Origin of the sequence: Paraferrimonas haliotis, assembly GCF_002282895.1 — a bacterium.
Classification (GTDB): domain Bacteria; phylum Pseudomonadota; class Gammaproteobacteria; order Enterobacterales; family Shewanellaceae; genus Paraferrimonas; species Paraferrimonas haliotis.
In genome coordinates this window covers 166,630-180,972 of the sequence record NZ_NRRB01000004.1, presented here as the reverse complement: position 1 = coordinate 180,972, position 14,343 = coordinate 166,630, and the positions used below count along the sequence as shown (strand labels likewise).

The 14,343-nt window shown below is 45.3% G+C and carries 10 protein-coding genes; 2 read left to right on the top strand and 8 right to left on the bottom strand.

All coding sequences use genetic code 11. The features are described from left to right. Window positions 1-3 precede the first annotated feature (3 nt). Genes CLC91_RS09865 through CLC91_RS09855 form a run of 3 tightly spaced genes read right to left on the bottom strand, consistent with a single transcriptional unit; the run spans window position 4 to window position 1,924 of the window. On the bottom strand, window positions 4-684 hold the full coding sequence (locus CLC91_RS09865) for a ChrR family anti-sigma-E factor (RefSeq protein ID WP_095499085.1): 681 nt from the start codon (window positions 682-684) through the stop codon (window positions 4-6). Next, window positions 677-1,273, bottom strand: a complete 597-nt coding sequence (locus tag CLC91_RS09860) for a sigma-70 family RNA polymerase sigma factor (RefSeq protein WP_233132608.1) — start codon at window positions 1,271-1,273, stop codon at window positions 677-679. The genes CLC91_RS09865 and CLC91_RS09860 overlap by 8 nt, the downstream gene beginning before the upstream one ends. A gap of 24 nt (window positions 1,274-1,297) precedes the next feature. After that, window positions 1,298-1,924, bottom strand: a complete 627-nt coding sequence (locus CLC91_RS09855; protein ID WP_095500361.1) for a hypothetical protein — start codon at window positions 1,922-1,924, stop codon at window positions 1,298-1,300. A gap of 109 nt (window positions 1,925-2,033) precedes the next feature. On the opposite strand from CLC91_RS09855, the gene CLC91_RS09850 reads away from it, so the two are divergent. Together CLC91_RS09850 and CLC91_RS09845 are read left to right on the top strand one after the other, a co-directional pair. After that, window positions 2,034-2,525 (top strand): DUF2878 family protein, encoded by a 492-nt coding sequence (locus tag CLC91_RS09850; RefSeq protein WP_095499087.1) that lies wholly within the window; start codon window positions 2,034-2,036, stop codon window positions 2,523-2,525. Between the two features lie 34 nt (window positions 2,526-2,559). Beyond that, entirely contained in the window at window positions 2,560-3,945 is a 1,386-nt protein-coding gene (locus tag CLC91_RS09845) for a DUF4397 domain-containing protein (protein ID WP_198950923.1), read from the top strand. A 70-nt stretch (window positions 3,946-4,015) separates the two neighbouring features. On the opposite strand, the gene CLC91_RS09840 is transcribed toward CLC91_RS09845, so the two are convergent. The 5 genes from CLC91_RS09840 to CLC91_RS09820 all read right to left on the bottom strand — a co-directional run bounded on the left by CLC91_RS09840 (window position 4,016) and on the right by CLC91_RS09820 (window position 14,335). Further along, window positions 4,016-4,558, bottom strand: coding sequence for a cell division protein ZapC (locus tag CLC91_RS09840; RefSeq protein ID WP_095499088.1), 543 nt, complete (start codon window positions 4,556-4,558; stop codon window positions 4,016-4,018). 203 nt (window positions 4,559-4,761) lie between these two features. Next, window positions 4,762-5,778: a quinone-dependent dihydroorotate dehydrogenase gene (gene pyrD / locus CLC91_RS09835; protein ID WP_095499089.1), complete on the bottom strand. Its 1,017-nt coding sequence runs from the start codon at window positions 5,776-5,778 to the stop codon at window positions 4,762-4,764. 62 nt (window positions 5,779-5,840) lie between these two features. Next, window positions 5,841-10,688 (bottom strand): NAD-glutamate dehydrogenase, encoded by a 4,848-nt coding sequence (locus tag CLC91_RS09830; RefSeq protein ID WP_095499090.1) that lies wholly within the window; start codon window positions 10,686-10,688, stop codon window positions 5,841-5,843. 249 nt (window positions 10,689-10,937) lie between these two features. Beyond that, window positions 10,938-13,316, bottom strand: coding sequence for an efflux RND transporter permease subunit (locus CLC91_RS09825; RefSeq protein ID WP_095499091.1), 2,379 nt, complete (start codon window positions 13,314-13,316; stop codon window positions 10,938-10,940). A 17-nt stretch (window positions 13,317-13,333) separates the two neighbouring features. Next, window positions 13,334-14,335 carry a WD40/YVTN/BNR-like repeat-containing protein gene (locus CLC91_RS09820; protein ID WP_143812008.1) on the bottom strand — a complete coding sequence of 334 codons (1,002 nt, stop codon included), beginning with the start codon at window positions 14,333-14,335 and terminating at the stop codon, window positions 13,334-13,336. Window positions 14,336-14,343 lie beyond the last annotated feature (8 nt).

Below are 14,343 nucleotides of genomic sequence, written 5' to 3'. Positions count from 1 at the left end.
CGTCTAGCGGAAAAATAACTGACTGAACGGATTCAATAAACTGGCAAAACCACTGGTGAAGTGCAGCGGAGATTGTAACAAAGTAAGACACAAACAATCCTGACCCGGTTTCGTTCGAGGTGTATGGGTATGTTCACCACTTTGAATCACGAAATCGCCTGCTTTGTATACGCCGTTCTCGTCTTCAAATTCACCGTCAAGTACCAAGGTAATCTCGACACCAGTGTGAGTATGCTCTGGCAAGGCTGAGTCTTCATCCATATAGATGAAGTTCATTTTACTTTCGCCACCGGTTTGCACCGCGGCTCTTTGCAATTTACCGGGTAAGCGGGACCAGGGTCCTACTTGTTCCACATGACCGACAAGTGCTCTGGGAACATTGTATTCTTTGTCACCAAGCTTAAGTGTTCGTTTAATGGGTTGAGCCACCGCGTAGTCAGCTGGCGACTCCATGATGTGACTCATCATGCTGCTAAATTCGTCGTCCAACTCAAAGGTTAGCTCATCAGTGTCTGACGATGCCATCTCTTGCGCATGGGCAGATTCAATCGCCTGCAACTGGCTTTGGCATTCGCTACACAGCTCAACGTGGGCACTGATTATGATGCTTTCGCTGGGATCAAGCTCCGCCAGCGCAAAGCGTTTTAACGTATCCTCTGAGGGATGTAATTTGACACTAGTCATCTAGCGCCTCCTTCAATTTCTGTAGCGCCAATCTCAATCGGCTTTTAACTGTGCCAAGCGGAACATCCAATAAATCAGCAACTTCCTGCTGAGATGCTCCTCTTAAATACACCATAGACACAACCTCAGCCTGGGGCTTTGGTAGCGTACTTATAAGATTTGAAAGCTCTTCAGTAACAATGCTTTCAAATTCTCTTGGTAACTTTTGGTCATCTTGAGGCTCTTCTAAGGTAGGCCAAAGATCATCTCCTTGAACCCAGTCGTTTTGATGCTTTTGACGGCGCAACAAATCAAACTTCGCGTTTCGAGCAATCGAGAAGATCCAGGTGAGTCCTGCTCCCTTGCTGTCATCATACAAATGTGCTTTGGTCCAAACCTTAAGCATGGTTTCTTGAACCACCTCTTTGGCGATAGACTCGTCACCCATTTGCTTGCGAATAAAGTTATGCAATCGTGGCGCAACGTGCTTGAACAATCTTTGGTAACTGATTTGGCAACGGCTAGCTGCTACTTTCAATAAAAGTTGTCCTACATCGACTTCCTTATTCGATCCTTCCATATGACCTTGTTGTTGTATTGAGACTGCCATAATCAGTAACTTACCACTTCAAGGTTAAATTCGCCTTAATAAACGCAGGCTTTTTTCAGTTGGATCAATCTGTTCCAATAAAATTGTTAAATATCTTACCGCTATCTCGCAATCGCCTACTTTTAGAAGGTTTTGTTTGGTTTCCACCGACAGTGGCAACAACTCTAGCCAGCGTAAGCACACCCAATTTGGGTTGCGCCAGTCTCTATAATCGAGCTTAGTTCCAAGCCGCTTACACAACTCTTGTTCCAACCACTGTCGTAAGAATGCGCTGATAAACAAACAGTCGTTGCACGGCTCTTGGTCGCTCCACAAGGCTTGTTGCTCCGCTAATAAGGTTTGGCTTGCGCCATCGACATTGTGCAAAGCCTCGCCCCAACCATAAACATCCAGCGTCAGTGTTATAGAATCTTGGCTGAGCCAATCGATACTAATCACCTTCGCTAGCGCCACTCGGTCACCAGCGACTTGTCGTTGCGGCGATTCGCAATCTCGCATGACTATCCATAACCGTTGGCTCAATTGTACAGAGCGCGCCCAACTGCTAAACAACAACCCTTTCCCTGATAATCTCGCAATGCTTCCAGGAAGCAAGTGTTCCGTCGTTTGGTGAAAAGGCAGTGAATATCGATTTACTGCATGAAAACCCATAAAACTCTCCTGTTATTCACTGGTTTAAACGCAGCGGCAAAGTAAATGGATGACTGATCGAAGCGGTTTTTTTCTTCGTTAACAATGAAAACATTTAGGAGTAGTAACAATGACTGGATTTTCGTGGCTGTTATTAGGGCTATATAAAGTGAATTGGGCAGTTGCCTACTTTTATGGCGATGATGGCATCGTTGCAATGGCATGTATTTTTGGTTTGATGCTGGCTTTAGCCATTCGCCGAAAAGACACGCCCTTAATTATCTTTGCCAGTGGTGCTGCAAGCCTCGGTTTAGCGATGGATGCCTTGTTAGGCTCGGTGAATGTATTTCAGTTTAACTACCCTCCGCTGCCGTTGTTTTTAATTTTACTATGGTTGAGCCTAGCGTTGGTTTTACCTGTGTTTAAATCGCTGCTTGGAAAGAACTTCAGTCTTTGTCTAATGCTCTTTGCGCCCTTGAGTTATTACCTTGCCAGTGAAGCCAATCACTTTGCTTTCCCGCAGCAATTGGGGGTTTCGTTGGTGGTTTTAGGCTGTTGTTGGTTTGCCTTTTCAAAAAGCTGTGAAAAATTTTTGATCCATCTTAAATCTGATGCCGTTTGATTGGTCAGCCAATTTAACAGGAGAGGCTAATACAATGAAAACAAAGTATCTAATCCCAATGCTACTTGCTGCAGGTGCTCTCAGCGCCTGTGATGACGACGATGCCAAAGACGTTTTAGAAGATCTGGACATCATCGAACTATCAGACGTGCGTGTCACTCACGCAAGCGCTGATGCCCCCATGGTTGCAATCTCTATCAACGGAAACGTAGTTGAAGGTTTAGAGATGGTTGATTATCAAGTGGGTTCAGGCCTGATAGAAATTGAATCTGGCAGCTACGACATCGCGGTAAACGCCCTACTTCCGGACATGAGTAACCCAGCGGTCATCGAAGCGAACCTTAATTTCGCTCCGGACATGCAATACGATATTGTCGCGCTTAATTATGCAGGCGCCATCGAACCCGTTGTATTAAGCCGAGACGACAGCGACGTAGAGAGCACTGACGTGCGCATTGACGTATTACACGGTCATCCTGATGTCGGTGAAGTGGACATTTATCTCGGTACCGGCGACAGCATTATGGACGCCGATCCAAATGTAGCGGCGCTTGGCTTCAAAGTCGATAGTGCTGACCTGCCAGTAACTGTACCTGCGGACACTTACCGCATTCGTATTACTCCAACCGGCGACAAAACTGTGGTCTTTGATAGTGGAGACTTAGAATTGGCCGGTGGCTCAGATCTGATGATCACTGCGGTGCCAAACAAAGATGGCAGCATGACCGCTCCGGTTAATTTGTTGGTGGCCAATGGCGAAAGCGTGGCAGTTGTTAGAGACATGAACGAGATGGCTCGTGTACGTGTAGTACATGCGGTAGATGATGCGCCTGAAGTTGATGTGTTAGCGTCTGGAATGAAAGTTGATGGTTTCACTAACATTCCATTTAAAGCGTTCCGAATTGGTGATTTACCAGCGGCGAGCTACGACTTACAAGTAGCGGCCAGTTCAGACAATTCCATTGTCGCCATTAACGCACCAGGAGTCATGTTAGATAAAGGCACCACAACCAGCATATACGCGGTTGGTAAACTGAATGCCATTACCGATAACACCATAGAGCCTCTCGTGATTGCAGAAGACTTACGCTCAGTAGCCTTGTACGCTAAGTTACGCGTCGTTCATGCAAGTCCCACCGCAGGTGGTTTAGGCTTGGTGGACATTCACGCCTCAGCTGATGGCAACTTCAGCGCAGAAACTAAGGTGTTAGAGGGCGTCGACTTTAAGGGTAACGCCACGTTAGAAGTACCAGCGGGTACCTACTACTTGGGCGTAATACTGCAAAGTGATATGGAGTACAATCCAGCGGTTCAGGCCATGGCAACGGTTGAGAATGGCGGCGTATATTCAGTGGTCGCTACCGATGATTTTGACGGTGGTTTGTTACTCAACGTAGACTATATGAAAATGGCGATGTAACCTATCGCCCTGACATAAAAAAGCTCGCGAATGCGAGCTTTTTTATTATTTGCAGTTTGGTGTTGAGCGATTAAGCTGCGACCCAAACGGCCTTAGCACTGCGTTTTAATGGTTGCAGGCGATTGTTCATCACCTTAATGGCGTCAAATTGAGATAAAGACTTCTTAGAGGACAATTGCACTTCATCATGCACCATTAATACCACTGAAGCTTGAATGCCCGCTTCAATCACTACCACAGCGACTTTCTGTTCGTTTTCTAATTGTAACGAACACACCTTGCCTACCTTTGGATACACCAGTTCGCTGGATTCTTTAAAAAACCAAGACTTTGGCATTTGCGGTTTTAATAGGAAATAGGCGGCGGTTGCATTTAACGCCATTTGCACCTTTTGCGCACTACTGATGTTTGCAGCACTCTGCAGAGACTCGATAAAAGCGATGTAGTACTGAGCATGTTCGCAGTCAAACTCAACGTTCGTTAAGGCATCTGGAATCAATACACGAGAACAATACGGAGTTAAAAACTCATATTCCTCTCCCAACGAAATCGTTAAACAATTTCGCTGTTCATTATATATCCATTGCCAATCTGTATTAGGCATTAATAACATAATGAATATCTCAGTAGTTAAGGTAAATGTTAAATCTATGATAGCTAATAGTAGCGCATATATTAAACAATATCAAAATTTAAATTATTGATAAATAAGATTATACCGAATCTATAATGATCATTTTTGTGATCTATTAAATAAAAAAATGATCGAACCTTTCGATCCGATCATTTTTTGATCTATTAATTAAAATAAACGAGTTATTTATTCAATTGACGCGTTATATCAGCAATTAATTGTGGGCCTTCATAAATAAAACCGGTATACAGTTGAACGATACTCGCACCGGCGTCTACTTTATCTTGAGCATCCTGCGCACTATGAATGCCGCCTACCCCTATGATGGGTATTTCCCCATTAAGGGCTTTACTCAGCTTACCAATAACTTCGGTAGATGCACTGGTTAAAGGTTTACCGCTCAAGCCACCCGCTTCGGGTGCTTCTGGTAAATGACTGACAGCCGCGCGTTCTAAAGTCGTATTAGTGGCAATGGCACCATCAATCTTATTGGCGAGCAAACACTGAGCAATGCTCTGGATTTCATCGTCACTCAAATCAGGCGCTATTTTTAACGCTAAGGGCACATACTTGTCGTATTGTTTGGCCAATTCAAGTTGTTTTGTTTTTAATTCAGATAGCAATTCGTTTAATAATTCACCATATTGCAAACTTCTTAGTCCAGGCGTGTTAGGCGATGAGATATTAACGGCGATATAATCGGCTACATCATAGACTTTATCCATGCAGATTAAGTAATCGTCTTTGCCAAGTTCAACAGGGGTATCTCGATTCTTTCCAATGTTTACACCGATAACCGCTTTTCTCGAACTCGCTTTAATATTAGCGACTAAATTATCAACGCCTTTGTTATTAAACCCCATTCGATTGATGATGGCTTTCGCAGGTTTTAATCGAAACAGTCTAGGCTTGTCGTTACCAGGTTGAGGTCTTGGTGTAACCGTTCCTACTTCGATGTGACCAAATCCCATCGCCGCAAATGCATCTATGGCTTCACCATCTTTATCCATACCCGCTGCAAGACCGACTGGATTAGGAAAGCTTACCCCCATGACTTCAAACGGTTTCGATGGAATGTTTTGCTTATATAAGCAATTCAATGGATTGTTTGCGGTTAACTTAAGATTGGTTATAGCAAAGTTATGCGCCGTTTCGCCGTTCATTTGGAACATAAACTTCTGAGCTATCTTGTAGAACATTTACCTTATCCCCAACAGTAAAAAGCCCCGGACCATCCGAGGCTTTAACAGATATTTATTGACTAGCTTTGTTCATCACAATGTTGAATTAACAAAACTAGTTCTCTTAAAGCCACAGAGAACTTAGCGAACTCATGACTAGAAGAGGTTCTAAAGTCCGCCAGCATACTAAACCAACGCGTTAACACTGCTTGGTGCTCATCCATAAAGTGATGGATGATGCTGTCCGCCTCGCAGACACCACCAGGACAGTTCCTTAGAACCACCGAAGTCAAAGAACGCTGCTGCCAATCTAACTCTTCTCTAAAGGCAGCTCGAGCGAGTGCTTGCCAATGGTTGCCAACTTCTTGAGCATTAATTTCAGCTAAGAACCAGTGTAAGTCCATTGCTGCGCCAAGACGGAAGTAAGTTTCGCTTACTAAACTCACCGGTTTGCCATCGGATTCGCTGACTTGTGCCAAATCTAAGCAACTGAATAAGGTGCTCATGTAGGCAACGTTGTGCGCTAGCGACTGTGGAACACCACTCTTAATCAACAATTCGGCATTGTTATCAAGCTCAACTCGCTCATCTGAAACCATGTACTCTTGTGCATTTTCACGCAACTCAACGTAAACCGGCCTGTAGAAAGCAATGGTTTGCTCGATGGATAATGCGCGATTACGACGTCGCAAGAACCAACGGCAGGCACGACGAATGTTACGACGCACCTCATAGAACATTTTGTTCTGTACGTTTGCTGCAACAACGCCATTAAGCTCAACAATTTGTTGCGACAGTTGGCTCATTCCAAACACTTCTGCGGCGATAGCATAGCATATAGCAACTTCGGAAACTGTGGCGCCGGTTTCATCTTGCATACGTTGAACAAAATTCAATCCCATGTCATTAACCATGTTATTGGCTAATGAGGTAGCAATGATTTCGCCTCGCAGAGGGTGCTCTGCAATTTGTTGTTGATACTGTGTTTGCAAAATTTCTGGGAAATACCCTACGGAAAGCTTGCCTAAATACTCATCTAAAGTAATTTCATCCGCGACCAATTCTTCTTTCAACACCATTTTGGCGTATGCGAACAATACCGAAAGCTCTGGACGGGTTAATGCCAACCCTTTAGCGGAGCGTTCTTGTAAATCTTCATCGCTCGGTAGGAATTCCAACTGCCGGTCCAGTTTACCGTTGCGCTCTAGATTTTGAATGAAACGAATTTGCTCTTTTAAATGACGAGCGCCTTGGGATTCCGTGATTGAAATGGCCCGAGTTTGATCGTTACAGTCTTTAAGAACAATTTCTGACACAGCGTCAGTCATGGTTTCAAGCAAGGTATTTCTCTGTTTAACGGTTAAATCGCCGTTATCGACCAAGCCGTTAAGTAGAATCTTGATATTGACTTCGTTGTCCGAACAGTCAACGCCACCAACATTATCGATGAAGTCGGTATTCAAACGTCCACCATTGGCAGCGTATTCAATACGTCCAAGCTGAGTCAGTCCTAGGTTACCGCCCTCACCTACAATGCGGCAGTTAAGCTCTGTGCCGTTAATACGCAGAGCATCGTTAGCACGATCGCCCACATCAGCATGGGTTTCTGACATGCCTTTAACATAGGTGCCAATACCGCCGTTCCAAAGCAAATCAAACTCCATGGTTAATAAGCCCTTAATGAGCTCGTTGGGCGTTAAAGACTCTTTATCGCTGTTCAACATACGTTGAATTTCTGGCGTTAATTTAATTGATTTCGCGCTGCGGCTAAAGACACCGCCGCCTTTAGAAATTAGTTTGGCGTTGTAATCTTCCCAGCTTGAGCGTGGCAGCTTAAACAAACGATCCCGTTCTTTCCAACTCTTAGCTGAATCTGGCGTTGGATCGATGAAAATGTGCATGTGGTTAAAGGCGGCGACAAGTTGCGTATGTTTTGACAACAGCATGCCATTACCAAACACGTCGCCGGCCATATCACCAATGGCTACACAGGTGAAATCGGTCTTTTGACAATCAACGCCCATTTCCCAGAAATGACGTTTCACCGACTCCCAAGCTCCTTTCGCTGTGATGCCCATTTTTTTATGGTCGTAACCATTAGAGCCACCAGAAGCAAACGCATCGCCCAGCCAGTGTCCATACTCTTGGGATATCTCGTTGGCAATGTCAGAGAAAGTTGCTGTACCTTTATCCGCAGCAACTACTAAGTACGGATCGTCTTCATCGTGACGAACCACATTGTGCGGTGGAATGATCTCACCTTGGTTAATGTTGTCGGTGATGTCTAACAAGGCACGAATGAAAATGCGGTAGCACTCTTGTCCTTCTTTAAAGAAGGCATCACGGCCGCCTTCGGTAGGCAGTTGTTTACATACAAATCCACCTTTGGCGCCAACCGGTACAATCACCGTATTTTTAACTTGTTGCGCTTTAACTAAGCCCAAGACTTCGGTTCTAAAATCTTCACGACGGTCCGACCAACGCAAGCCGCCTCGCGCTACTTTACCACCACGAAGGTGAACCCCTTCTACCCGCGGTGAGTACACAAAGATTTCGAACTTTGGCATGGGCAACGGCATTTCAGGAATTTGCTCAGGAGCAAACTTAAACGAAATGTAGCTCTTGGCGTTGCCCGCTTCGTTGACCTGATAGAAGTTGGTTCTAAGGGTTGCATAGATTAAATCGAGGTAGCGGCGAATGATGCGATCGTGATCCAGACTGGCAACATCTTCTAGCTTCAATTCAACCTGATTAATCAGTTTAACTAATGTTCGAGTCTTAAGCTTAGGGTTAAACTTACGACTGAACATGTTGACTAACAGGCCAGCAAAATGCGGGTAACTGGCGAACGCTTCTTCAATATAAGCTTGGGAGAAGGTTGCGTCTATTTGGCGCATGTACTTAGCGTAACTTCGTAAAATAGACACTTCGCGACCGCTTAAGCCAGCAGCAAGTACCAAGCGGTTAAAGCCGTCATTTTCGAGTTCGCCCTTCCATACATTGAGCAAAGCTTCTTGGAAACGCTCTTGGCTGTCGGCGAGCGCTTCACTCGGCACTCCCGCCATGGTCATCAAAAAGTCGAGGATCCAATAGGTGGCACCATCTTCAGTGGTGACTTCATAAGGACGCTCATTGATGATGCGCAAGCCAAAGTTCTCAAGCATTGGCATGACATCAGATAAATGAATCGGCTCATCTTTATGGAACAGTTTTAGACGTACTTTTTGCTGTTGTAGAGCTTCTTCTTGAGGCTGATAAAACAGCATCCCGAGTTTGTGGTTATCATTTAAGCGTTCTAGCTGCTCGATATCAACAACCGACGAAGTTGGCAACACGTCTTCTTTATAGCTGTGTGGAAACGCATGTGCGTAACGAGCGGCCAAATCGCGACCTACTTCTTCGCCGAAACTGCCATGAAGCGCGACTTCAAGCTTATCTTCCCATTGACGAGCGGCTTCAATTAGGTTGGATTCAATCTGCTTCACATCAATATCCATATTATTATTATCGACTTTTACTAGGTAATGGGTACGGGCCAGAGTAGATTCCGAGAAATACGTGGTGAACTCCACCGGCTCATTGGTTTTAAAGTAGTCCGCCAAAACCTTCTGCGTATCGATTCGCAACTTAGTGTTGTAGCGCTCTTTAGACACATACACCATGCAAGACAAAAAGCGCCCAAAACAATCACGTCGTACAAATACTTTTAGACGATCGCGGTCCTGCATTTGCAGAACACCATTAGCGATGTCACCTAAGTCTTGCTCACTGCCTTGAATGATTTCATCACGAGGATAGGTCTCTAAGATGTGTAACAGCGCTTTGTAATCGTGACTGTTTGGGGTGAGACCACTGTTGTCCATTATCCGCTGAACTTTATTACTTAGGAATGGGATTTCTCTGGTACTGCGGTTGTATAAGTTAGACGCGTATAAACCAATGAATCGATCTTCACCAATGACATTGCCTTTTTTATCAAAGCGTTTAATACCAATGTAATCGATGTGCGCAGGTCTATGAACGCGACTTTTAGAGTTACTTTTGGTCAAAATCAGCAGGGAGTCGGAAAGCGCTTCTTGGCGTGCGGTTTCTGCCATGTTGGACAGCAACAAGCCCTGTTTAGAGTTCGCGTGGCTGCGTTTCATTAAACCTAAACTGGAATCTAGGTTGCCCACTAACTCGATGTCACCTTTAACCTTGCGTAAATCGTAATGGCGGTAACCTAACAAAGTAAAGTGGTGGTTCTTCAAGTATTTTAGGAAATCGATGGCTTCAGATTTGTGCTGAACGTCGCCAGGATAAGGGCTGTTTGGCAGTTGTTCGATGACCTCACCCAGTTTATCCATCATAGGTTGCCAATCGTTAACCGCAAATTGGACATCTTGACTGACGGATTCAATTTCCCGTTCTAAGACTTTAATTTCTTCAGCTTTGCTTAGGCGATCAATTTCAATTAAGAAAATGGCTACGGCGTCGCCACTGGTTTCATCTTGATCTAAGTATTTGACGTTACAAATGGTGCCGCTGTCGTCCCTTTGGACACGCATTGGCGTATGCAGAGAAACGTGCGCTGTGTGGCCTAAGCGATTTAATAACATGCCTACAGAGTCGGTAAGAAACGGCATGTCGGGTTGAATGATTTCTACAATGGTGTGATTAGATTGCCAGCCGTGTTTGGACTGTTGAGGGTTAAACACTCGAATGAAGCTGTCGCCGCGTTGTAGTTGATTAAGCTGATTCCACAAGCTTAGCCCTGCCCCATATAGGTCACTGTCGTTGCGATCTTGCAGATCGTCGGTGGGCATGTGTTCGTATAGGGTCGAGACGAAGCTTTCAACTAATGAGGCTTTATCTTCTGGTACTTTTGAATGTATTAATTTAGCGACGTTTTCTAACAAAACCGATGGTTTGGCATCGTTTCGAGGCATAGGGATTTCCTTCAGCACTTATTTCTTATAGTCGTTGCAGTAAAACCGTGACCCTAATCACGGCATTGCATTGGCTGAAGTCTATAACTAATTTCTAGATTTTAGTAGTGCCAAATCACGTTTTTTGCGGGAATGTGGTGCTGGTTTGACGTCCTATAAACGCATTAGGACGTCAACCGGCGATTATCTATGCAAATTGCTTGCATACTAAGCAACTATTCCTGCTGTAAAGCGCTTAAACAGGCTTTTCTACTGCGCCTTGTTCCCACCTCGTTGTCCCCACCAAAAAATGCAGGCCAACGCTGGTAACATGGTAATGGCGGCGAGCATATTTACGTAAAACATAAAGGTCAGCAAAATCCCCATGTCCATTTGGAACTTCAGCGCCGAGAACACCCAGGTGCTTACACCAATGGCTAACGTAAGACCGGTGAAGACTACAGCGCTGCCTCGCTCTACAAGCGCTTGAGCAAACGCTTCTTGCACTGCCAAACCATCCCGTAACTTCATGTTCATGGTGGACAATATATAGATGCCGTAATCCACTCCAATACCGACGCCTAAAGCGATTACCGGTAAGGTGCTCACCGTTAGACCAATTTGCAGTTCGGTCATCAAAGCTTGAGCCATGGTGCTAACCACATACAAAGGTAAAATAACCGCTACCGTGGCCTTTAGTGACCTAAAACTTAACAAACACAACACGAATACCGCGCCGTATACATAAAGCATCATAGGTACTTGAGCACCGGATACCGCTTCATTAGTCGCTGCCATTACCCCAACAGGGCCTGAGGCTAATTTAAAGTTTAAACGCTCATCGTTGTACAACGGCTGTAAGCGCTTAACCTCGTTAATGACCGTCTCTATGGTTTCAGCTTTGTGATCGGTTAAAAACAAATACACCGGCATGGTAGAGCAATTGCTGTCAAGCAAGCCCGAGGTTGTGGGCACTTGACCTACCGCTTGCACCAGTGACGCCGTTGTTCGCGGTAATACCTGCCAACGAGGGTTGCCTTCATTGAAACCGGCATTTACTTGCTTAGCGACCGACGCCAAACTGACCCCAGATTGCACCCCTTCGACGTTCATCATTTGCCATTGGAACTGATCCACTTTATCCATCACTTCATGATAGGTACAAGCTTCCGGAAAGGCTTCAACAATGACACTAATAACATCAGTCGTTATGGTGAAATTTTCCTGAATAAAGAAGGTGTCTTGGTTGTATACCGAATCTTCATGAAGAGACGGAGCCCCTGCGTGCAAGTCACCAATTTTCATGCTGGCTGACATCGAGTGGGCCAATGCAAAAATTGCGGCACTTACAATTAAGGTAGGTATTGCCCATTTTGGCGTAGCGAAGTTACTGATCCATAGCCAAACTTTGCTGGTTTTGCCGCCTCCGGTTTTATGCTTATCTTTAAACTGAACAAAGGACAAAAGCAACGGCAGCAATACCAAGTTGGTAAAGATGATCACCGCAACACCTAACGACGCTGAAATCGCGAGTTCTCGAATAATCCCGATATCGATGGCTAATAAGGTTAAAAAGCCAACGGTATCACTCAGTAAGGCAATTCCACCGGGCACCAATAGCGCCGCAAACGCCGCTTGAGCAGCGGTTAATGACGACAGCCCTTCAGCCACTCGATGCTTGACCGCATTAATCATTTGCACACCATGACTTACACCGATGGCAAACACCAAAAACGGTACCAAGATGGACATGGGATCCAACCCAAACCCAATCAGGTTTAATAAACCAAGCTGCCAAACCACGGCAACTAAACTGCACAACAGTGGCAACATGGTTAGCACTTTAGAACGGCAGAACCAGTAAACCATGATAGCGGTAATAGCAATGGCGATGGCAAAAAAGAACACCACATCTTTGGCGCCATCAGCGACGTCACCGGCCATTTTTGCAAAACCAATAATGTGCACTTTTATGTGGTCATTCTGGTATTTCCCGCGCAGTTCCTCTTCCAGAGTTCGTGCGAAGGCTAAGGTGTCTAAAGGTTTACCCGTATTAGGGTCAAATTCCATTAGCTGCGCAGTAATCATAGCAGCGTTATAATTCTCAGCCACCATGCGCCCAACAATACCGGCTTTTTCGATATTGGAGCGAATGGTATCTAAGCCAAAGCTGATTTGCGCCATTGCCCGCTCGTCGTAGTCACCGTTTGAGCTGTCGAGTACTCGTTCATTGATGACAAAATCCGCAGGAATAACCGGTCCACCGGCAAAACCGTCTTCAACCACTTGGGTAAAGCGAGTTGAAGGCGAGTACAAAGATTTAACTTGGGAACGATCCACACCGGGGATAAAAAATAATTGGTCGTGAATACCTTTAAGCGCTGAGAAAAATTCGGGGTTAAAAATATCACCGCGGGTGTCTTCAACCGCTACCATGATGTTGTTAGCACCACCGAATTGCTTTTGATGCTTAAGGTAGGTTTGCATGTAGGGGTGTTGTAACGGGATATTTTTGGTAAACGCGGCATCCAGGCTTAAATTTGCAGCCATGCCTGCTAAAAAAATCGTAATAAGCGCGAAAATACTGATGACCAGGCGGCGATATTTAAATAACGCGTACTCCAGACGCACTGCACCATGAAAGTTCATTAACTACTACCTTGTTGTTATTTAATGAGTAAAGGGTGAACACCGTGGCTACCAGCAAGCCACAAACTGCCATCTTTGCCTTGGGTGATGGACACCAAGTCCTCACCAGTAAACTCCGCCAGCTGTGTTACCTCGCCTGCTGCCGTGATACTCAGCACCGAGCCGCCATTGGTTACCGCTAATAACTGCCCTTTATCCGTGGTTAGCAATTGATTGATGCTCGCTTCAACGCCAATATCGATTCGTTGCCATTGATCAAAAGTCGCATTGCTGCGATACAGGTTACCGCGCAAGCCGCCAAAGTAGATCCAGCCATCGCTATGCTCGACAACACTAAACCAGCTGCCTTGATAAGGGGCTTCAATGCGCTCAAAGGCACTCGCGTTGTCATCGCTAATCCCAACGAAACCCATTTCGCCAGCAATCACCACTTTGCCGTCAGACAACCGCGTTAGGCTATTAAAGTGCGGTAAAATAGCAGCACGTTCGAATAAATAATCTTCTTCTGATTCTAGTCTAATATCATCAAGATATTCTTTGTCTTCGATGTAAAGCAGATCGTCTCTAAATTCATACTGCCAATTCTGGCCACCATCATTGCTGCGATAAAACATACCGTATGCGCCCACGGCAATCCCCTGGGTTTCACTGAGCATCAAAACGTCCAGCAACGGCGTTTCAATTTGAGGGTCAAAATGGCGCAACTGCCAACTGTTACCCCCGTCATTGCTGCTTAATATCGATGCGTCATGACCCACCGCTAAGGCGTTCTTTTGCTGGCACACTACTTTGGTTAACAACGAGCGCGTCGGTGATGGCATTTGTTGCCATTGATGTTCGCTGTTGAGTATTTGCCCATGCTGCCCTACCGCCAAATAGTGTCCGTTACAGGCATCTACCGATAAGGTTAAAGAGGATTTAGCTAAAGGCATGATCTGGCTAGGGACCGGCTCAATGGTCTGTGATGCGACTGCTATGCCGCTGAAGAAGGCCAAACTGCTTATAAACGAATACCGCATAAAAACGT